General features: G+C 40.9%; 24 protein-coding genes and 5 pseudogenes. 25 read left to right on the top strand and 4 right to left on the bottom strand.

What is annotated here, in order from left to right:
* The first annotated feature begins 273 nt into the window (after window positions 1-273).
* The 7 genes and pseudogenes from DXB91_RS13665 to DXB91_RS13700 all read left to right on the top strand — a co-directional run bounded on the left by DXB91_RS13665 (window position 274) and on the right by DXB91_RS13700 (window position 4,708).
* Window positions 274-486: a helix-turn-helix domain-containing protein gene (locus tag DXB91_RS13665; protein WP_004853489.1), complete on the top strand. Its 213-nt coding sequence runs from the start codon at window positions 274-276 to the stop codon at window positions 484-486.
* A gap of 3 nt (window positions 487-489) precedes the next feature.
* Window positions 490-1,770: a type II toxin-antitoxin system HipA family toxin gene (locus DXB91_RS13670; RefSeq protein ID WP_118018475.1), complete on the top strand. Its 1,281-nt coding sequence runs from the start codon at window positions 490-492 to the stop codon at window positions 1,768-1,770.
* Between the two features lie 40 nt (window positions 1,771-1,810).
* A complete protein-coding gene (locus DXB91_RS13675) occupies window positions 1,811-2,032 on the top strand; it encodes a hypothetical protein (protein ID WP_118018477.1) in 222 nt (73 codons plus the stop codon).
* A 42-nt stretch (window positions 2,033-2,074) separates the two neighbouring features.
* Window positions 2,075-2,380 (top strand): annotated as a pseudogene (locus DXB91_RS13680) (LacI family DNA-binding transcriptional regulator); the annotation flags it as partial.
* Window positions 2,381-2,559: 179 nt separating this feature from the next.
* On the top strand, window positions 2,560-3,021 hold the full coding sequence (locus DXB91_RS13690; protein WP_158564622.1) for a DUF2716 domain-containing protein: 462 nt from the start codon (window positions 2,560-2,562) through the stop codon (window positions 3,019-3,021).
* Window positions 3,022-3,025: 4 nt separating this feature from the next.
* The gene (locus DXB91_RS13695) at window positions 3,026-3,904 is read left to right on the top strand and encodes a LysR family transcriptional regulator (protein ID WP_004853500.1); all 879 of its coding nucleotides are present in this window, start codon (window positions 3,026-3,028) and stop codon (window positions 3,902-3,904) included.
* A 204-nt stretch (window positions 3,905-4,108) separates the two neighbouring features.
* A complete protein-coding gene (locus DXB91_RS13700; RefSeq protein WP_118018483.1) occupies window positions 4,109-4,708 on the top strand; it encodes a YczE/YyaS/YitT family protein in 600 nt (199 codons plus the stop codon).
* Here the strand turns inward: DXB91_RS13700 and DXB91_RS14870 are convergent.
* Window positions 4,666-4,911 (bottom strand): annotated as a pseudogene (locus DXB91_RS14870) (helix-turn-helix transcriptional regulator); the annotation flags it as partial. The gene DXB91_RS13700 and the pseudogene DXB91_RS14870 sit on opposite strands and share 43 nt — an antisense overlap.
* A gap of 193 nt (window positions 4,912-5,104) precedes the next feature.
* Here DXB91_RS14870 and DXB91_RS13710 point away from each other — a divergent pair.
* The 4 genes and pseudogenes from DXB91_RS13710 to DXB91_RS14795 form a co-directional block, all read left to right on the top strand.
* The gene (locus DXB91_RS13710) at window positions 5,105-5,629 is read left to right on the top strand and encodes a sugar O-acetyltransferase (protein WP_118018508.1); all 525 of its coding nucleotides are present in this window, start codon (window positions 5,105-5,107) and stop codon (window positions 5,627-5,629) included.
* A gap of 383 nt (window positions 5,630-6,012) precedes the next feature.
* Complete coding sequence (locus DXB91_RS13715; protein ID WP_147343997.1) at window positions 6,013-6,246, top strand: hypothetical protein; 234 nt, start codon at window positions 6,013-6,015, stop codon at window positions 6,244-6,246.
* Window positions 6,247-6,300: 54 nt separating this feature from the next.
* Window positions 6,301-6,447, top strand: coding sequence for a hypothetical protein (locus DXB91_RS13720; protein WP_238051945.1), 147 nt, complete (start codon window positions 6,301-6,303; stop codon window positions 6,445-6,447).
* A gap of 13 nt (window positions 6,448-6,460) precedes the next feature.
* Window positions 6,461-6,679 (top strand): annotated as a pseudogene (locus DXB91_RS14795) (methylated-DNA--[protein]-cysteine S-methyltransferase); the annotation flags it as partial.
* Here the strand turns inward: DXB91_RS14795 and DXB91_RS13730 are convergent.
* Entirely contained in the window at window positions 6,646-7,431 is a 786-nt protein-coding gene (locus DXB91_RS13730) for a hypothetical protein (protein ID WP_055224654.1), read from the bottom strand. The pseudogene DXB91_RS14795 and the gene DXB91_RS13730 overlap by 34 nt on opposite strands.
* A gap of 237 nt (window positions 7,432-7,668) precedes the next feature.
* Here DXB91_RS13730 and DXB91_RS13740 point away from each other — a divergent pair, with 237 nt between their 5' ends.
* The 9 genes and pseudogenes from DXB91_RS13740 (at window position 7,669) to DXB91_RS13780 (ending at window position 12,595) form a co-directional block, all read left to right on the top strand.
* Window positions 7,669-7,938 carry a thioredoxin family protein gene (locus DXB91_RS13740; RefSeq protein ID WP_044998371.1) on the top strand — a complete coding sequence of 90 codons (270 nt, stop codon included), beginning with the start codon at window positions 7,669-7,671 and terminating at the stop codon, window positions 7,936-7,938.
* A 17-nt stretch (window positions 7,939-7,955) separates the two neighbouring features.
* Window positions 7,956-8,099, top strand: a complete 144-nt coding sequence (locus DXB91_RS14220; protein WP_158564623.1) for a hypothetical protein — start codon at window positions 7,956-7,958, stop codon at window positions 8,097-8,099.
* Between the two features lie 98 nt (window positions 8,100-8,197).
* Window positions 8,198-8,363: pseudogene (locus tag DXB91_RS14800) on the top strand (Fur family transcriptional regulator); the annotation flags it as partial.
* 7 nt (window positions 8,364-8,370) lie between these two features.
* Window positions 8,371-8,913, top strand: coding sequence for a rubrerythrin (gene rbr / locus DXB91_RS13750; protein WP_044998372.1), 543 nt, complete (start codon window positions 8,371-8,373; stop codon window positions 8,911-8,913).
* A 27-nt stretch (window positions 8,914-8,940) separates the two neighbouring features.
* Window positions 8,941-9,885, top strand: coding sequence for an L-lactate dehydrogenase (locus DXB91_RS13755; protein ID WP_118018491.1), 945 nt, complete (start codon window positions 8,941-8,943; stop codon window positions 9,883-9,885).
* 27 nt (window positions 9,886-9,912) lie between these two features.
* The gene (locus DXB91_RS13760) at window positions 9,913-10,287 is read left to right on the top strand and encodes a desulfoferrodoxin family protein (protein WP_022216261.1); all 375 of its coding nucleotides are present in this window, start codon (window positions 9,913-9,915) and stop codon (window positions 10,285-10,287) included.
* A gap of 288 nt (window positions 10,288-10,575) precedes the next feature.
* On the top strand, window positions 10,576-10,743 hold the full coding sequence (locus DXB91_RS14510; protein ID WP_243003571.1) for a GNAT family N-acetyltransferase: 168 nt from the start codon (window positions 10,576-10,578) through the stop codon (window positions 10,741-10,743).
* A gap of 74 nt (window positions 10,744-10,817) precedes the next feature.
* The gene (locus tag DXB91_RS13775; protein ID WP_118018493.1) at window positions 10,818-11,516 is read left to right on the top strand and encodes a transglutaminase-like domain-containing protein; all 699 of its coding nucleotides are present in this window, start codon (window positions 10,818-10,820) and stop codon (window positions 11,514-11,516) included.
* A gap of 23 nt (window positions 11,517-11,539) precedes the next feature.
* Window positions 11,540-12,595 carry an ankyrin repeat domain-containing protein gene (locus DXB91_RS13780; protein ID WP_118018495.1) on the top strand — a complete coding sequence of 352 codons (1,056 nt, stop codon included), beginning with the start codon at window positions 11,540-11,542 and terminating at the stop codon, window positions 12,593-12,595.
* Between the two features lie 5 nt (window positions 12,596-12,600).
* On the opposite strand, the gene DXB91_RS13785 is transcribed toward DXB91_RS13780, so the two are convergent.
* On the bottom strand, window positions 12,601-13,212 hold the full coding sequence (locus DXB91_RS13785) for an L-2-amino-thiazoline-4-carboxylic acid hydrolase (protein WP_118018497.1): 612 nt from the start codon (window positions 13,210-13,212) through the stop codon (window positions 12,601-12,603).
* A 71-nt stretch (window positions 13,213-13,283) separates the two neighbouring features.
* The gene (locus tag DXB91_RS13790) at window positions 13,284-13,952 is read right to left on the bottom strand and encodes a TetR/AcrR family transcriptional regulator (RefSeq protein ID WP_118018500.1); all 669 of its coding nucleotides are present in this window, start codon (window positions 13,950-13,952) and stop codon (window positions 13,284-13,286) included.
* Between the two features lie 190 nt (window positions 13,953-14,142).
* On the opposite strand from DXB91_RS13790, the gene DXB91_RS13795 reads away from it, so the two are divergent.
* The 5 genes and pseudogenes from DXB91_RS13795 to DXB91_RS13820 all read left to right on the top strand — a co-directional run bounded on the left by DXB91_RS13795 (window position 14,143) and on the right by DXB91_RS13820 (window position 18,026).
* A complete protein-coding gene (locus tag DXB91_RS13795) occupies window positions 14,143-14,619 on the top strand; it encodes a flavodoxin (RefSeq protein ID WP_118018502.1) in 477 nt (158 codons plus the stop codon).
* Window positions 14,620-14,714: 95 nt separating this feature from the next.
* Window positions 14,715-15,174 (top strand): annotated as a pseudogene (locus DXB91_RS14805) (carboxymuconolactone decarboxylase family protein).
* A gap of 246 nt (window positions 15,175-15,420) precedes the next feature.
* Window positions 15,421-15,867 (top strand): YunG family protein, encoded by a 447-nt coding sequence (locus tag DXB91_RS13810; protein ID WP_118018504.1) that lies wholly within the window; start codon window positions 15,421-15,423, stop codon window positions 15,865-15,867.
* A 170-nt stretch (window positions 15,868-16,037) separates the two neighbouring features.
* Complete coding sequence (locus tag DXB91_RS13815; RefSeq protein WP_055274027.1) at window positions 16,038-16,490, top strand: 8-oxo-dGTP diphosphatase; 453 nt, start codon at window positions 16,038-16,040, stop codon at window positions 16,488-16,490.
* 36 nt (window positions 16,491-16,526) lie between these two features.
* A complete protein-coding gene (locus tag DXB91_RS13820; protein ID WP_118018506.1) occupies window positions 16,527-18,026 on the top strand; it encodes a zinc ribbon domain-containing protein in 1,500 nt (499 codons plus the stop codon).
* The last annotated feature ends 476 nt before the right edge of the window (window positions 18,027-18,502 follow it).

Consider the following 18,502-nt stretch of genomic DNA (forward strand, 5'->3'; position numbering starts at 1 on the left):
TATGATAGGAGTCTCCAAAACTTTTGGTGGGAGTTCGATTCTCTCATCCCCTGTTTGATTGGCGTCAGAAACCTTGAATTTACAAGGTTTCTGGCGTTTTTATTTATATAAGAAAAGTTGACTTAGCCGTACGGCTTATTGTATAATCAGCACTATACAAAATTAGCCGTACGGCTTATTTGCAAAGCGTATATATATAATTTAGCCGTACGGCCATATGATGCGTATGAAGTTATGTGTTGATAATTTGATATAGAAAGACGAGGAATATGTATGAAAATAATAGATTCAAAATCTTTGGGTGAGGCAATCAGAATAAGAAGAAAAGAACTGAAATATACTCAGGCTTATATAGCAGAATTTACAGGATTTAGTGTAAGTTTTATTTCGGATTTGGAAAGAGGTAAGGCTACAGCAGAAATCGGAAAGGCAATTACAATTATCAATTTACTGGGAATGGATATTCTCGTAGAAAAGAGAGGTTAGAATATGAGAAATTTGGGGGTTTGGATAGAGATTGGTGGCTTGCAGACATATGTAGGTCGTATAATTGGAGAAAAAGAAGAAGATGCTAGATTCTCATATGCAGAAGAGTATTTATCTGGTAACATAGCCAGACCGATATCAATTCATTTGCCATTATCTGAAAATGCATTTTCCGTTGATGATACAAGGAATTTTTTTGAAGGTTTGTTACCTGAAGGATTTACCAGAAGATGTGTGGCTGGGTTATTGCATACAGACGCAAATAATTATCTGTCATTATTAGCCGGGTTAGGTAATGAGTGTCTGGGAGCAATAAAAATTACAGATGAGAATAACGAAGTAGTAAATGCAGATTATCAGAAATTGACAATTGATGAGGTTAGTCAGTTGGCAAGAGAAGGAGCAATGGAGACTGCGGAGTTAGTCACAAAGTCACATTTGTCACTTACAGGAGCATCTGGAAAGGTTGGGTTATATTATGATGAAAATAATAAAGATTGGTATTTACCCAAAGGGTCAGCGCCAAGTACACATATAGTAAAGCAGAGTCATGTAAGGCTTGACGGAATAGTTACAAATGAGCAGTTGTGTATGATGACGGCAGGAAATATGGGAATAGAGATTCCTGAAAGTTTTATAGTCAATGTCGGAGATGGCAGAGATGAGGAAGTTTTGCTAGCAACTAAAAGATATGATCGTGCAATAAAGGACGGATTAAAAAAAATCAATGGGTTAAGTGTTCCGTACAGGTTACATCAGGAAGATTTCTCTCAAGCGATGGGAATTTCGGCGCATAACAAATATGAGAGTGATAATGCCGGATATTTAAAAATGATGTTTGAGATCATAAGACAGAAATCGTTCAACCCGATAGCAGATCAATTGAAAATGTGGGATATATGTATATTCAATTACCTAATAGGCAATACAGATAATCATATCAAAAATGTTTCATTGCTTTATGATGAAGAGTTGAAAACAGTACGCTTGGCACCGGCATATGACATATTGAGTACGGTAATATATACAAGCAGTACCAGAGATATGGCATTTAGTATTGGGAATGAGTATGATATTAAAAAGATCACCAGAGATTCATTTAGAAGAGAAGCGGCTAACATTGGACTAGGAGAGCAAATGGCTATGAAGCGGTTTGATTATTTGGCAAATGCTTTTCCGGATGCGCTGAATAAAGCATGTGATGAATTACTGGGCAAGGGATTTAACAAGGCGATTGATATTTATGAGAGAATTAGGGACAAGAGGAGAGAGTTTATTTCATGAGAAATATAAGGTCGATGTCTAATTTAAGGGGTTGATAGATATGAAAATAGACAGTATCTATGATGGAAAGGCATTTGACTGGGGGCGTATTTCTAAGTATTGTGCGAAGTACAGGGATATATATCCAGAAGAATTCTATCAGTATATATTAATGCTTGGAATATACAAGAAGGGACAGAACGTTTTAGTAAAATACGACAAAAACATAATAAGGATTTTGTTATGGGTTATGCGTTTAACCTTTGTAAAAAGCAGATTTTGATTGTACCATGTAATTACAAATTCAGGTAAAGAGGGTATGGATATGATACATAACAGGGTTAGGATTGTGGATGTCGCAGATGCACTAGGACTTAGTACCGCAACTGTCTCAAAAGTGATTCATGGAAATACAGAAAAGATTTCAGATGAAACAGTAAAACGTGTTCAGCAGGAGCTTGAAAGGACAGGATATATCCCGAATATGGCAGGCATTCTGCTTGCGAGAAACAACTCAAGAATTATCGGAGTGGTGGTGAATGACCATGTGAAGTATGAGGGGAGGGTTTTAGAAGATGGATTCGTGATGGCATCACTGAATGTCTGCTCGCGGCATATGTATTCGAATGGGGAATTATAGGCGTATACACATTGCTCACTACGGAAGAGATATTTCAGATTAGTCGTATCGCTGGCTATTTTTAAAAAGCGCAAATGGATGATCAGTTTGTCATAGCGTTATGCTATGATAAATAAATGTAGTGTTGCTCCGCGGTAAATTCTTATTTTCTGTGCGAAGGAGAATATATATTGAGAGTTATATCTAAAGATGAAGCAATCATTTTATGGGAAAAATTAAATAATGAATTTAAGTTTAAGCCGGGAACAGACATCACTGGCGAATGGATTATAATACCAGGCGATACAAAAAAGTATCATAAAGCGACCCCCTGGAGTGAAAAACAAGAGAAAATAATCAATTCTATTTTGAAGGAACTAGGACTGGAAAAAATGTATGCCTTAGACTGGAATCATGATTGTTTTGAATTCTCACCAATGGAAGATATTTCAATGAATTATAACTATTATGATCCTGATAGACAATGTCAAGTGTATTTTCCAATATATTATCCAGATGGAGATTATTATTTTTTCATTGATAGTACATGGAATTGTGGAATCTTCGGACATCCCTGGCGAAATGAAATTATAGTAATGGGAAAAGAACTGATTAAAAGGTTTGAAAAAAACAAGGAAATACTAGGACTTTAAAGATATGGAATTAAGACTATTACGCTATTTTCTGACAGTAGCAAAAGAACAGAGCTTTACAAAAGCAGCAGAACAATTGCATATTACCCAGCCAACGCTTTCAAGACAAATGGCGGCATTTGAAGAGGAGCTTGGAGTAACATTATTTATTCGTATGGGGAAGAGAAGTTCACTCACTGATGAGGGAATTCTATTAAAAAGGCGAGCCCTGGAGATTCTTAATCTTGAGGAAATAACACTAGAGGAACTTAAAGGGAAAGAAACGGTAGTAGAGGGCACTATAACAATTGGATGCGGTGAATTTGCGGCAATGGAGACATTGGCGAAGATATGTAAAACGTACAAAGAAAAATATCCGCTGGTTCAGATTGCATTGCATACTGCAACAGCAGATGCAGTGTATGAGATGATGAGCAAAGGACTTGTAGACATTGCATTGTTCTTGGAGCCAGTGGACACCGAAGGTTTGGATTATATCCGGATTACGGATTGTGATCACTGGTGTGTTGGAATGCGGCCAGATGATCCGCTGGCCAAAAAAGAGTTTATAAAAAAGGAAGATCTCATAGGAAAACCATTGATCCTGCCCGAAAGAGGAAATGTTCAAAGTGAACTCGCCAATTGGTTTGGAAAAGACTTTTCGAAACTGCAGATTGCTTTTACGAGTAATCTTGGAACAAATGCCGGAGTCATGGCAGCAAATGGATTGGGGTATCCGATATCAATCGAAGGTGCTGCAAAGTATTGGAGAGATGACATTCTTGTACAACGAAAAATTTTTCCTGAAATTACGACAAGTACTGTGATTGCCTGGAGACGAAACATTCCATATTCCCTGGCGGTCAGTAAGATGATAGAAGAAATAAATGCTTTTCAGGCATAGGAGAGAATTTAATTGACAAGACTCTTGAATTTGTATCCAGGTGGTAGGGGATGAAATACCAGTTATTGACAAAAAGTTATAAATGATATAGTATAGCAACAATTAAAAAGAGCTTGTCTCGGCACGTAAGAAGACTATAGATTTTGCTGTTTCTGAACATAACAGTTTTATCTATAGTCTTTTTATTTGGCAACAGGAGGTTGTATGAGTAAAAGAGAGTGGATAAAGAAGATAACTGTTATAATAATTGGTTCAGTCATTGCCGCATATGGTATAACCTTGGCATTGTATGCCGGATTTGGCGGTGCAACGCTTGCGGTATTATGGCAGGGAATATCCGGTACGTTTCATGTGAGTATCGGAGCAGCATCGTTCATCGTGGCGGTGATAATGATACTTTTTGTGCTCATATATGACAGATCGCAGATACATATAGGAACGATACTTTACCAGATCGTTTACAGCTTGTGTGTTGATCTGTTTGCGCAAATGCATGTCTACAGCAAATACATGTGGCTCAATATGTTGATCATGCTCGTCGGAATTGTGCTGTTTGCGGTGGGAACAGGACTGTATGCGGCAGCAGACCTTGGGCGTGGTTCATATGAGGCCGTGACATTTGCGCTTGCAGAGAAGAATCACTGGCAGGTGAAGAAAGTCAGAATGATACTTGATGCTGCCATGGTTGTGATAGGTGTGATCCTTGGGGGAAAGTTTGGTGTGTGTACGGTTGTTACTGTGATTGTATCGGGGCCGATAATTCAGGGGACTGTTGCGAGGGCGAAGAAAATCATAAAACTATAAATTCTCTTTCCTATATTCATTCGGCGTAATCCATAGTGCCTGTGAAACAACTCACAGAAATAGCTCGTACCGGAAAATCCATAGGCGTATGACACATCGGTCACGGACATAGAAGAGTTTCTAAGCATAGCATATCCTTTTTCAAGGCGATAGTTGTTCAGGTATTGCATGGGTGATACCGACAGGTATCTCTGGAAAAGAGATGTGCATTTTGTTTTGCAGTAGCTTCCCCGGTCTGCATGTCATGCTCTATCCATTTATATCATATGTCATCTGCCCATCCATCATTATAATAAACTCAATATCGTCATGCCTGTGGCTGACATCCCTGTAGTCGGGATAGAGGGATAGCTGTTCCATCCTTATGTAGGCTGGAAATTGCAGAAGCTGAACTTCATGGATCGTTCGGATTTCGATGGCATATCAGAGGTCGTAAAGGAGCTGTTTGGCAAGTCTGATGGAGCTTGTGTCAACCCACCATTTTACTGCGATTACGGTTCACATATAGAAGTGGGCAAGAACTTCTTTGCAAATTACAACTGTACGATCCTTGACGTTGCAAAGGTGACCATAGGTGACAATTGTTTCATGGCGCCAAATGTAGCGATATACACAGCAGGTCATCCGATATATCCTGATGTGCGCAGTGCTATGTGGGAGTATGGCAAGGAAGTGACCTTTGGGGACAACGTGTGGATAGGCGGCAACACTGTGATCTGCCCTAGCGTGCATATTGGAAGTAACGTTATAATCGATGCGGGCAGTGTTGTTACAAAGGATATCCCTGATTGGGCAGTTGCAGCGGGAAATCCATGTAAGGTGCTTCGCATGATCACAGAGGATGACAAGAGAAGACTTTTCCGCGATGAGGAGATAGACGATGAAGCCTGGGCTGAGATCTGCCAGAAGCTGGGCTGGTAATGTTACACCACAGGTTCATTGAATTTCGCTGGGTGTCAGTGCATAATGAGAACAACGTGGGCTGACACGATTCAATCCGAGGTTACATTACTTGTGACCTATCCTGTTGCGAAAGATACAGGACGCTGGCAGGCAGCGAAAAACTTTGCTCCAATGCCGAACGTAAGGGTCGGTCTCGTTGTTCGGACAACAGAAAAATCAGTCACTAGAGGGTGGGAGTATTACTGAGGCAATACACCATCCTCTTAAATTTGTGCTGTTCATCATACTTAATATAACTTATGAATTTGTCTGATTGAATTTAAAATAATTAGTGCTAAAATGAAGTTGGTTAGAAAAAACTAACTAGATGAGTATACAGACGAAAGGTGGTTATATTTGTGATGAGCATTTTAATGAGTATAGGTCTTGTTGTTTACATAATATTACTTATAATAAGCTGTAAGAATAAGGGTAATAAGAAGATACAGATTGCAACGCAGTTGGTTCAGGGCGCACTATGGACTCTGCTTGCGGTGGACAACTGGCAGAATGGACACTTGATTACACTGATAGTATATGTGGTGATCATTGTATTTTCATTTGCAGGGGTCGTGCATTTGGTTGTTAAGAAGTAGGAGAGACTCAGATTAATATTGATTTGAGGTTGTGTCAGAGGAGATGATGTGGTTATGTCATATGAAGAGTATAAAAACATGAATGTTCGTATAGAACTGCTAGAAATTCTGGCTGAGGCAGAAGATGATGTGAGAAATGTCAGGGTTGCCCCTGCATCCGAGACATTTGGCGATTTGAGAAAAATGCTTCAAGAGGGGTGATCTGTTTTAAAAGTCTGCTCAGGCGGTTGGCGGTGCTGTTGGTCACAATCCAATATCAATCGTCATCCCGTGTCACAGAGTAGTCGGTACAAATGGAAGTCTGACCGGTTATGCAGGTGGAATAGACAAGAAGATCAAGCTGCTGGAGATAGAGAAAACAGATATGAAAGATTTATTCAGACCTAAGAAAGGAGCAGATCAGTTTATGCCGCACACCCTGCAGACCTCATGAACCCAGCGGTCGGCGTCAAGCAGCAGTTCTTCGTGCTGCAGATCAAATTCACAGATATCCGGATCGGCGAAACACTTCCTGTAACGCTCAAGATATTTCTCACCCATTTTCTTGGCGTAGAATACGTGGATAGTCGTTCCGGGTACGTTTATGTGTTCTCCAACGCTTGTGTACAGGTCGGTGCAGAACTGATTCTTCATGGACTCCTTGGATATGAATGAAAAGTCTATTCCACTTCCTTTGCCCATGATCTCCATGAATTTCTTCATATATTCAGAACTGTCATTTCCTTCGTTCATTTTCTTCTCAAATACTTTTTTCAGAATACCGCTTTCCTTGCCGGTGATAAAAGGATAGAACATAGGCATCATGATGGCTGTCTCAAGCTTTGCCAGCCACTTTGGCGCCTGATCCATGTCGCTTGAACCTATGATTCCATGATCTATATGTATATTCTGACGCCCGATCAGGAGAGAGACAAATGAACCTCCGAGGGAACAGCCGTATGCTGCAAACAGCTTTCCGTCAAGTTTATCTTTGATGTAGTTCTCAACCTTCAGAACTTCGTCAAGCTCTGAAATAAATGTAGAATTCTCCGTATCGTCAAATCCACTGTAGCTGACAACCAGAGTATGAAAGTGCTCCTGAAGCCCATCAAGAACGTGTCCAAAGTTGGTTTTCCAATAGCAGCAGGTGCCAGGAAAGAGCATGATGCTCGGTTTATTTTTATCCCCGAATTCGTAAACTTTCATAAAAATATTCTCCTAATTGTTTGATAATATGCTAAAATTAAAAAAAGTTAGATACGTCTAACCAATACAGATACTAGCACTGGCGAAAGCGACTGTCAATGTAAGTTCCTAATTGTCCCATATCTCCGGAATCAATGCCCTTGTCTTGACTTCAATTAAAACATAACGGTGTTTTTGTATGTTGTAGAACAGCATATTAATAAATTTTTTAGCATCTCCGACAAAAAAGGGGATTCTTTGCTGACAAAAGCAAATTCACGATCTAATTCAAGAAGATTTTTGGCATCATGGTGCATGCCGTGCCGAATGGTTCGACCTGTATTAGAGGAAATATCAAAAGAACGTCAGGATATTAAAGTCGTGAAAATCAATGTAGATGAAGAACCGGAATTAGCAAGTCGGTTTCAGATAATGAGTATCCCCACATTGTTTGTTATCAAGGATGGAAAAATCAAAAATCATTCAGTAGGAACAAAATCAAAAGACGAAATACTTGCTATGATATGAATAATAAGGAGAAGCACATGAGTACACGAGTGAAAGAAGCAGAAGAGAGAAAAAAGAATGGTTATAACTGTATACAGGCTGTTGCGTGCGCCTATTGTGACCTGACTGGAATAGATGAGGAAAAGGCTGGAATTATTACTATTTTCTTGACAATAAAATAAAAACAGAATATAATCTTTATTGAGAACTAATCCCAATAATGAGCGGCGACAAGCAGGAAAAATGCCATTCAAAAAAATCTTGATATATTGGTAGAGGAAGGTGCATAAAGTGCAGTGAGGTTTTTTATGCGGATATGGATGAAATTACCGAATTTGCTGGAAAAAATTCGTAACATTCATGGAATTGAATTTTTGGATTATGATATTTCATTTAAAGGAATTTGCCCGAAATGCAGGGAGAAAAATAGTAAAGAAAACGGAGGTAAAAGAGATGGCAGTAAACAAATATGCAGGAACACAGACAGAGAAGAATTTACAGGAGGCATTTGCAGGAGAGTCTCAGGCGAGAAATAAGTATACCTATTTTGCTTCTGTAGCGAAAAAGGAAGGCTATGAGCAGATGTCTGCATTATTTTTAAAGACCGCAGATAATGAGAAAGAACATGCAAAGATGTGGTTCAAGGAATTAGCAGGAATTGGTGATACAAAGAAAAATCTGGCGGCAGCTGCAGAAGGCGAGAATTATGAGTGGACAGATATGTATGAAGGCTTTGCGAAAACAGCCGAAGAAGAAGGTTTCCCTGAGCTTGCAGCAAAATTCAGAGCAGTAGGAGAAATTGAGAAGCATCATGAGGAGAGATATCGTGCACTTCTTAAGAATATTGAAACTGCACAGGTATTTGAAAAGAGTGAAGTTAAGGTATGGGAATGCCGTAACTGCGGACATATCGTGGTAGGAACAAAGGCTCCTGAGGTATGTCCGGTATGTAATCATCCACAGAGCTATTTTGAAGTACATGAAGAGAATTATTAAGGAGATGAGATTATTACGAAAAAGCAAGTGATTAATTCAAAAAAAGCAGTAATGATAGGCTGTGGTTTTGTCGGTTCTGCGTCAGTCTTTGCTTTAATGCAGAGTGGCTTGTTTACAGAGATTGTCCTTATCGATGCAGATAAGAACAAGGCAGAAGGAGAAGCGATGGATATCAGTCATGGTATTCCATTTGCGAGTCCGATGAAAATATATGCCGGAGATTATGATGATGTGGCTGATGCTGCAATTGTTGTCATATCTGCCGGAGCGGGACAGAAACCGGGAGAGACAAGGCTTGATCTCGTAAATAAAAATGTAGCAATATTTAAGTCAATCATTCCTGAAATAGCAAGGAGAAATTTTGCAGGTATCATGCTTGTAGTTGCGAATCCGGTAGATATCCTGACTCAGGTAGCCATAAAGTTATCAGGACTTCCAGAAAACAGGGTTATTGGATCGGGTACTGTGTTAGATAGTGCCAGATTAAGATATAAGCTTGGTGAGCATTTATCTGTGGACAGCAGGAGTGTTCATGCATTTATAGTAGGTGAGCATGGAGACAGCGAAGTTGTAGCATGGTCATCAGCCAATGTATCTGGTGTTCCATTAAGTGAAATGTGTGAAATGCGTGGACATTACAAGCACAAGGAAAATACGGTAGAAATAGCTGCAGCAGTCAAGAACAGTGCTTATGATATTATAAACAAAAAGCACGCTACATATTATGGAATTGCAATGTCTGTAAAAAGAATCTGCGAAGTGATTATGAGAGATGAAAAATCAATACTTCCTGTATCACACATGATTCATGGAGTATATGATATTGACGGAGTATCGTTAAGTATGCCAGCTATTGTAGGTGCAGATGGTATTGAGTCTGATATACCTATTAATTTAAGTGGTGAGGAAGCGTTAAAGCTTAAGGAATCTGCAGATTCATTGAAAAAGATTATGGAGACAATTGAATTATAAATTTTACACATGGAAGGAGAAAAAGGCATGGAAGTAAAGTATTATATATGTAAGCATTGTGGAAACATTGTTGAAAAGGTAAAGGATAAGGGTGTACCTGTAATTTGTTGCGGAGAACCTATGCAGGAATTAAAAGCCGGAGTGACAGATGCTGCTGTCGAGAAGCATGTACCTGTATATACTATAGAAGGCAGTCATGTTCATGTCGTGGTCGGAGAGACAAAACATCCAATGCTTGAAGAGCATTTCATTGAGTGGATCACATTAAATACAAACCAGGGAATATACAGAAAACAGTTAAATCCAGGGCAGGAGCCGGTAGCAGATTTTTGTCTTTGCGATGGTGAACAGGTAGAAGAAGTATATGCATATTGTAACCTGCATGGATTATGGAAATGCTAAAATATCAGTAAGCTATCAAAATCATTAGTAACTCATAAATTTGCTGATATCTTACCAGATGGGAGCAGATATAATATCATAGGTGCATCAAAAACAAAGGAGCAACCGCAAAGGGAGCCATCATTATCACTCCAGAGAAGGTGATTGTGACAACTCCAGGAGCCGACAATAAAAAAGAGCTTTAAGATCAATAAAAACAAAAGTTACTAAAATGAATGCAGAGATGTATATAGATTTGGGATATACATCTCTGCAGTTTTTATACGGAAAAACACTAATAAAAGAGTGTTGGATGATTCAGAGCTGGTGGCATTTGTACACTATGTTCTTGTGCATCCTGAATATCAGGGGCAGAAAATAGCCGGAAATATGGTAGAATATATTAGAGATAAATATAAGAATTATCTGTACATAGAGGGAATGCCGGAGGACAGCAAGAATGTCGCTTTCTATTAGAGACACGGTTTCCACGTTATGGAAGGTGGCACACCGATACAGATATGCAATTTTTCGGATAAGAGGTAAAACGGATGCACGATTATTTGGCAGAGACAAAGATGCTTGACTATTCAAATGAGAATATCAAGCGGCTCATCAGAGAGAGAAAGTGGAATGACATGGCAGAGTTTGAACGCCTGAAGGCCATTTATACATTTGTCAGGGATGAGATATTGTTTGGATATAATGTGGATGACAGTGTCTCGGCGTCCAGGGTGCTGCGTGATGGCTATGGACAGTGCAACACCAAGGGAACACTGTTCATGGCGCTGCTTAGAGCCTGCGGTATCCCGTGCAGAGTGCATGGATTTACCATTGATAAAAAGCTGCAGAAGGGCGCTATGACAGGAATCGTATACAGAAATGCACCACAGAATGTATTTCATAGCTGGGTAGAAGTGTATTTTGAAAACAGGTGGTATGAGCTTGAGGCGTTTATTCTGGATATGGGATATCTGAAAAAGTTGCAGGCGAAATACAGTGAGTGTACGGGTGCATTTTGCGGATTTGGAGTGGCAGTTAAGGACTTTAAGAATCCTGTTATAGATTTTGACAGGAATAATACATATATCCAGAGCGAAGGTATCAATCAGGATTTCGGAGTGTATGATTCGCCGGATGAACTGTTAAAAGAACACCATCAGGAGATGTCAAGGGTGAAGGCGTTCCTGTACAGAAACTGGGGAAGGCATATGATGAATAGGAATGTCAGGAAGATCAGGGGTAAGTAGAATAGAATATTGGAGGTACACACATGGCAAAGAGAAAAACACTGCCAAAGGATTTTGAGCAGCTTGTGCAGACGGCAAGTGATGAGGACATCAAGAAGGTATTGGGCAAATGCGACATCAATGCATATGGCGGATACAACAAGGGAAATGCACTGGAATTTCCACTTTCAGAGAAGATGATGCGGTGGCTGATAGAGCAGGGGATCGACATCAACTATGTTGACCAGTATGGCTACACACCGCTGCTTTATCATGCTGGAAGAATGTCATCAGAGAAACAGGCAATAGCGCTGGTGAAGCTGGGCGCAGACATAACAGCCACCCAGGGCCTTGACAGAGAGACCGTAATGCATGTGGCTGTGAAGACTGGCAATCTTGAGCTTGTCAAATGTCTGATACAGGCGGGAGCAGATGCAGAAGTGACATCCAGATCAGGGGAGACTCCGCTTGAGAGAGCGTTTCACTGGGCAAGGACATTTGATCTGATAAAGCTTGCGCCGGTAGCAGAGTATCTGATCGGGATAGGAGTTCCGGTCACAGATAAAATAAGAACATATATGAGAAGCGCGGCTGAGGATATAGAGTTTCGCAGGAAAGATATGAGTCCAGATATTATGCCGGAGCTCGACAGGACGATGGAGAGTCTGTACGGACTGCTCGGAGTTGCCTCTGTTCCAAGGCGGGTAGAATATGACGGCACATCGCCGATCGTCATTCATGAGAAGCGCTGGCAGAAGCAGCATGGAGAATTGTGGAATCTTCTTGTGCCTGGTTCGGGACATGCGGGCACAGTTCAGGGCGAGGTCATCCGTATATCGGGAAAACTTGCCTATGAGATACTAGATAACGGATGCTGCAACTGGGATTCAGATTTCAAGAGCATGGCAAATGCCCTGTATCGATACATATGTATGGGCACACCACTTGACGCGGACGAGCAGAGAGAATTTGCCGGACTCATAAACGGCATCAAGGATGCCGATGAGACGGATATAAACAGACTCACAGAGCTTTCGGTCAAATGGGTGACACTGAATCTGAATCCTATGGCAGTGGGAGAACTTGATTATAAAAGATAGATCAATTACTGTGACTTCCGTCCATAGCGGAAGTCGCAGTAAGCTCCATTTTCGGCAAGGGTCTGTGTCCTTGTGAGCTTCATGCCCATCATGTCAGCGAGCACGTAGTCCATACGGCACAGATACTTTGCCAGTTCAAAGCACCCCTCGTCGCGGCAGAGATTACATATCCCGCAGTTGTGATAATCATATCCGAGTACGAAGTCATCGTTTGGTCCGCCCACGATGATGTCAAGAACCCAGTCATTCTTATAGCGCTTCAGATGAGATTCCTCAGACCATTTCTTCCTTCCCGGAAGCTTTTTTTCATCGAGATAGCTGTCTGCATTTCCAATAACCATATGAAAAAGTTTATTGTTGTACAGCCCGTCTTTGTACAGGCTGAAACATTCCTCCGGTGAAAGAGAAGTCTTTCTGTTTAGTGCGATGAAATATGCGCCCATGCAGTATGAGCTCATGAGGTGCGACTTTCCTATGTCATCGGCACGCTCAAGGACTGCTTTGTATTCGTTCTTTATAGCCTTGCTGTCAAGGCTTAGATGCTGTGCTTTTGCCTGTTTCATGCATGAATTGTGATAGAAATAGCCAAATAATTTCTGCGTAAATCCGTAATCCATAGTTACATTTCCTTTCTATTTGACACCAGTCAAATTATCAATACAGGTCAATCATGGACCTGACTGTCTATTTAAATTCGATCTGGATCATCAGGTGCTCTGTCTATCTGAAGTTCTGCTTCTATTCCGTGCAACAGAACATCCATAGCCTCCATAAATGCAGTTTTCATCTCTGCTGTGACTCCACTTTGGCATGAGTCATCTGCGATTATTTCACAGACCATTGAGAATTCGGTCAGAGAGAGCATATACACGGTCCTTTCAGATAATTTTCTTGTTGCGATTCCACGTTTGTATAATTCGTCATAATACTTAATCGCAAAACTGGCGCTTCTTTCTATATAGATACTGCGGAATTTCTCCAGGCATTTGCCTGAGTCATTTTTCAGCAGCATATGAAAGAGCTGCATGTCGCCCTCAAGCATATCGAAGATCTGCACCGATACCCTGGAATACAACACCTTGAGCAGCTCGTCATCTGACATGGCAGTGAAGTCTATTCCGATCATGGATTCAGTGACTTCCATGAGCTTTCTGCCGCTTTCCTCAAATATCTCGTCAAACATTTCCTCTTTGCCTGAGAAATGCTTGTATATTGCGCCTGCGGTTATACCGGCCCTTGCGGCGATCTTACGCATGGACGCCTCCTGATATCCAACCTCAAGAAAGACTTCCATGGCACTTTTCAGTATTGCTGCCCTTGTTTCCTTTGTACTTTCCCGAATGATAGTCACCTCCATTTATTATTTGGTAAACAATGTTTACTTTATATCACATGGGATTTGCATAATCAAGCGGCCAGAAGATTAAATGAGTTAATTGAAAATTTCTATCATTAAGCGACCGATTGACGAAGACTTGACATGCAGTATCATTCCACGTCAAAGGTGAGTAGAATGGGATGACGTTTAGTTGAAGGAGGTTTACATAATGTCAAAAAAGCTTATAGCATATTTCAGCGCAAGTGGAACCACGAAAAAGGTTGCAGAGATGATATCGGAGGCAGCAGGCGCAGATTTGTACGAGATCAAACCAAAGGAGCTGTACACCAAGGCTGACCTTGACTGGATGAACAAGAAATCCAGAAGTAGCGTCGAGATGAGCGACAAGAAGCTTAGGCCGGAGCTTGATGATTCAAATGCACATATTGAGAATTATGATGAGATTGTACTTGGATTCCCTATCTGGTGGTATGTGGCTCCGACGATCATCAATACATTCCTTGAGAAGTACGACTTCACAGGCAAGAATATCACATTGTTCGCAACATCAGGTGGAAGCGGATTTGGCAACACGATCAAGGAACTCCAGCCGTCGGCACCGGGAGCTGAGTTTGTAGAAGGCGGACTGCTCAACATGGCAAACAGACAGGAGATTGAGAAGTGGGTAGATAAAACCCTCGCGTAAAGAATAGATGTATGACAAATTAGTGAAGGATGATAATAACTTTCATACATTCAACGAATAAATGAAAAAGAGTTACATTTGGAAGGAGAAAAACAATGGCAAAGATAGTACAGACAGCGGGAAGAAATGCACTCGGAGAGTTCGCTCCTGAGTTTGCACATTTTAATGACGATGTTCTCTTTGGGGAGAACTGGAACAACAATGACATCGATGTAAAGACCAGAAGTATCATAACTGTTGTGGCACTTATGGCACAGGGAATCACTGACTCATCGCTGAAGTTCCATCTTCAGAATGCTATTCCATCACGCAAAGAGCGGTGGCGGACAGATCCTTGTATGTGTCGGTGGACGCGGATACTATCAGGAGGAGGGCAAGCCTGCAGTTGAGATGAATCCAGGCGACTGCATCAACATTCCTGCTGAGGTAAAGCACTGGCACGGCGCAGCTCCTGACAGCTGGTTCAGCCATCTTGCAATCGAGGTTCCAGGTGAGGAGACATCAAATGAATGGTGCGAGCCTGTGACGGATGAGGAGTACGGAAAGCTTCAGTAGGGCTGTAGTAGATAACGCAAGTGACAATATCATATGAATATATAGAGACCATCCGGGTATAAATATGATTCGCGGTTGAATGCGAATGGATATTTATATCCGGGTGGCTTTTTATTTGGACAAGAGCCTTGACGGATATATGATAACCACTGTACCTTAAGGGCGGCGGTGTGGTAAGATGTGAGATAGAAAATATCGGAGTGCTTGAAAACACTGTGGAATAATGTAGTATAGAAGGTGAGATGGATGAACAACGGAAAAAAGACATACAATTTCTGGGGCTGGAAGAATGCAGATGCACCGGCCATCACAGATGAATATCCGGGGATAAATACCCCAACAGATCTATACGATGCGCTGAGTCATATCTGGTGTGCAGACACCTGTGCGCCGAGGATGAGGGACAGATGGACAAAGGATAGCATGACGCTGGGGCAGTGTTCCATCACTGCTTTTCTGGCACAGGATATATTTGGTGGAAAGGTGTACGGTATAAAGAGACCAGGCGGAAACTATCATTGTTACAATGTGATAGGTGATTGCGCTTTTGATCTCACAAGCGAGCAGTTCGGCGATGAAGTCTTGAATTACGAGGATAATCCGGAGCAGCAGCGGGAGGTACATTTTGCAAAGGAAGAGAAAAGACTGAGGTATGAGTATCTGAAGGCGGCGCTCGGGGAATATACAAAATGATGTAGATAACAAATATGACATTCTGAAAAAGAGCATCAGATAATTAAGCTCGTTGTGATAGTAACGTGTTATCGTACTCGCACATTATGATATATAGTATATAGAGTGCGATATAAATCCATAGACCGGAGAATACATACAGAATGTATAGAAACAACAGGATGGAGAAAATGGCGGAAATAGAGAAGGTAATATTTATGAATATGTGCATGGTATATGATCACGCTGGGCGTGTACTTGCACTCGATAAAGTAGGAAAAAGCTATTCCGGAACGACATTCCCTGGTGGACATGTGGAACCCGGAGAGACATTCACAGAATCGGTGATACGAGAGATATATGAGGAGACCGGGCTGACCATAAGCAATCCAAAGCTCACCGGAATATATCACTGGATGACCGGAGCTGTGAGAAATGTCGGATTTCTGTACAAGACGGATGAGTATCAGGGGGAACTTATATCTTCAGAAGAGGGCAAAGTGTACTGGATATCGGGAGAAGAGTTCCTGCGAAAACCGCTTGCACCAGGAATGGAACAGGTGTGGCAGATGATGCACGATGACAGTGCGTCGGAATGTCTGCAGACACTTACGGAAAATGGCATAGTATCAAAGATACAATAACAACATATATTTAATGGGATTTTGTGGGAGAAAAAGATGTCAATACTTTCAGATATATCAAATTTTTCAAATAAAAAACGTAAATTGGAGGTGCCAGCGCCAGATACAAAATTGCTCGTGAGGGGTATAGTGTTGTTTGCATTGGGACTCCTTGGTGCCTCAGTCTATACAATTGAAGATATAGACAAGACACCGGCTCTTATTTTTCTATGTATTGGAGCGGCTTTGATCATAGCTGGTATAATTTCTTTGATCTGTTATGGAAAACAGGTGACAGCATTTAAGAAATATACTCCGACATGGGAGAAACACAGAAGTATATTTGATGATTTCGCCATAGAATTAAATCACTGGTATGATTCTGACATGCGTCCACGCAGCTGTGATGGAGACACATCATATATTCTTCGCCTTCAGAAGGATAGAATGGCACGGAAGGGCATTCGTATGATACAGCATACATCACCTGTGAAGAGAGAAACGATGGGAACTACAAGAGTGCCTCGAAAGACATCCTGGTACACAGTTGATCTCATGTATGAGGGTGTTGACAGACATCTGCAATTCCAGAATTCAACCGGCATAATATATGAGCGTGTAACCGAAGATACGATGTACGAGACAGTTGTCCATACTCCAAATGAGCAGGAGCTTACACGTATGTCCATGACTTGCCCAAACTGCGGTGCAGTTAGCCCTGTAGCAGCCCTCACGGAAGGCTGTCCATATTGTCGTACAGTTTTTCGCATCAATGATCTGTTTCCGCGCGTCACAAATACTTTTTTTATCCGGGAGAATGCGTCAGCAAAGAACCAGAGGAAGATGGGAAAAACCACGGGGATAACCATGCTGGTTTTCTTCCTTGCATGTTTTATACTTTCTTTATTTGACAGGGAAACACCCATACCGCAGGCTTTGTTCATGTCATTTTTTGTAGCACTTATTATGGGCGGAATATTTGGATATATAATTTCTATTATCATATTTATGACAAAACAGTTCAACAGGGATGGACGAAAGAGGATACCGTTCTGGTCCTATGTGACAACAAAAGGAAAGGTCAAAAGTGCATTTGCACCATATGATCCGTATTTTTCATTTGAGAAGTTTGAGGGACAGATCATATCTCTTATCCGTATGGCGATTATGTCAGACCACCCGGAGAATCTGGCCTCATATTGTGGTGGAACATTAAATCCATACTTTCGGGATATTATAGAAATGACATATATGCAGGCTATGACAGTGCAGGATATACATATGGAGGGAAGGCATCTGTGTATGACACTCAGGACATGGTGGATAAATTACAGCGAGAAGGATGGCAGTATCAACAGGCGCGGAGACTGTATAGACGTTACACTTCGGAGAAATACTGCTTACATGGAACCACCTGGATTCTCCATTACATCTGTGTATTGCAGGAATTGTGGAGCAAGCTTTGATTCTGTCCGTCAGAGAAACTGCCCATATTGCGGAACCGTATATCACATGGAGAATGAAGGTTTTATAATTGAAAGACTTGAGCTGGTATAGGCAAAGTGTATAGATACAATATAAGCTGAGTATAAAGGAAACGGAGAAACTAACAGGTATAGTATCTTAAAATCTGATTATAACGAGGAATATAAAAGAAAGAAATAAAAAGAAAATAAGAAGAAAATAAGAAGAGAATAAGAAAATACATAATAGGAAAAACATAAAAATAGAAAAAAGAAAAAATATGCTTGACATTGTAAAATGATGGTGGTATCTTATAAAAGCTGTCGCGTGAGACGGTGTCAGAAACATCTGTAAAACATCGGATTTTGAGATTTATTCGTTATATAATCTCCCGATTATGATACGAAATCAGTTCATAAGAGCTGACGAAATGACTTGAAAAAAGATGAAAAAAGTTGTTGACATTGAGAAATGAATGTGATAGTATTTAGAAGTTGTCGCTGAGAGGCGATAACGCAAAGAACCTTGAAAAATTAACAACATGACAACCCTGAAATTCCAAACAAGAA

This window comes from Coprococcus sp. OM06-34AC, assembly GCF_003462545.1.
GTDB lineage: Bacteria > Bacillota > Clostridia > Lachnospirales > Lachnospiraceae > Coprococcus > Coprococcus aceti.

What these genes read in the sequence shown, in the direction of transcription:
- DXB91_RS13665 (WP_004853489.1), top strand. Translation starts at nt 274, where the DNA reads ATGAAAATAATAGATTCAAAATCTTTGGGTGAGGCAATCAGAATAAGA.
- DXB91_RS13670 (WP_118018475.1), top strand. Translation starts at nt 490, where the DNA reads ATGAGAAATTTGGGGGTTTGGATAGAGATTGGTGGCTTGCAGACATAT.
- DXB91_RS13675 (WP_118018477.1), top strand. Translation starts at nt 1,811, where the DNA reads ATGAAAATAGACAGTATCTATGATGGAAAGGCATTTGACTGGGGGCGT.
- DXB91_RS13695 (WP_004853500.1), top strand. Translation starts at nt 3,026, where the DNA reads ATGGAATTAAGACTATTACGCTATTTTCTGACAGTAGCAAAAGAACAG.
- DXB91_RS13700 (WP_118018483.1), top strand. Translation starts at nt 4,109, where the DNA reads ATGAGTAAAAGAGAGTGGATAAAGAAGATAACTGTTATAATAATTGGT.
- DXB91_RS13710 (WP_118018508.1), top strand. Translation starts at nt 5,105, where the DNA reads ATGGATCGTTCGGATTTCGATGGCATATCAGAGGTCGTAAAGGAGCTG.
- DXB91_RS13715 (WP_147343997.1), top strand. Translation starts at nt 6,013, where the DNA reads ATGAGCATTTTAATGAGTATAGGTCTTGTTGTTTACATAATATTACTT.
- DXB91_RS13720 (WP_238051945.1), top strand. Translation starts at nt 6,301, where the DNA reads ATGTCATATGAAGAGTATAAAAACATGAATGTTCGTATAGAACTGCTA.
- DXB91_RS13730 (WP_055224654.1), bottom strand. Translation starts at nt 7,431, where the DNA reads ATGAAAGTTTACGAATTCGGGGATAAAAATAAACCGAGCATCATGCTC.
- DXB91_RS14220 (WP_158564623.1), top strand. Translation starts at nt 7,956, where the DNA reads ATGAGTACACGAGTGAAAGAAGCAGAAGAGAGAAAAAAGAATGGTTAT.
- rbr (WP_044998372.1), top strand. Translation starts at nt 8,371, where the DNA reads ATGGCAGTAAACAAATATGCAGGAACACAGACAGAGAAGAATTTACAG.
- DXB91_RS13760 (WP_022216261.1), top strand. Translation starts at nt 9,913, where the DNA reads ATGGAAGTAAAGTATTATATATGTAAGCATTGTGGAAACATTGTTGAA.
- DXB91_RS13775 (WP_118018493.1), top strand. Translation starts at nt 10,818, where the DNA reads ATGCACGATTATTTGGCAGAGACAAAGATGCTTGACTATTCAAATGAG.
- DXB91_RS13780 (WP_118018495.1), top strand. Translation starts at nt 11,540, where the DNA reads ATGGCAAAGAGAAAAACACTGCCAAAGGATTTTGAGCAGCTTGTGCAG.
- DXB91_RS13785 (WP_118018497.1), bottom strand. Translation starts at nt 13,212, where the DNA reads ATGGATTACGGATTTACGCAGAAATTATTTGGCTATTTCTATCACAAT.
- DXB91_RS13790 (WP_118018500.1), bottom strand. Translation starts at nt 13,952, where the DNA reads ATGGAGGTGACTATCATTCGGGAAAGTACAAAGGAAACAAGGGCAGCA.
- DXB91_RS13795 (WP_118018502.1), top strand. Translation starts at nt 14,143, where the DNA reads ATGTCAAAAAAGCTTATAGCATATTTCAGCGCAAGTGGAACCACGAAA.
- DXB91_RS13810 (WP_118018504.1), top strand. Translation starts at nt 15,421, where the DNA reads ATGAACAACGGAAAAAAGACATACAATTTCTGGGGCTGGAAGAATGCA.
- DXB91_RS13815 (WP_055274027.1), top strand. Translation starts at nt 16,038, where the DNA reads ATGGCGGAAATAGAGAAGGTAATATTTATGAATATGTGCATGGTATAT.
- DXB91_RS13820 (WP_118018506.1), top strand. Translation starts at nt 16,527, where the DNA reads ATGTCAATACTTTCAGATATATCAAATTTTTCAAATAAAAAACGTAAA.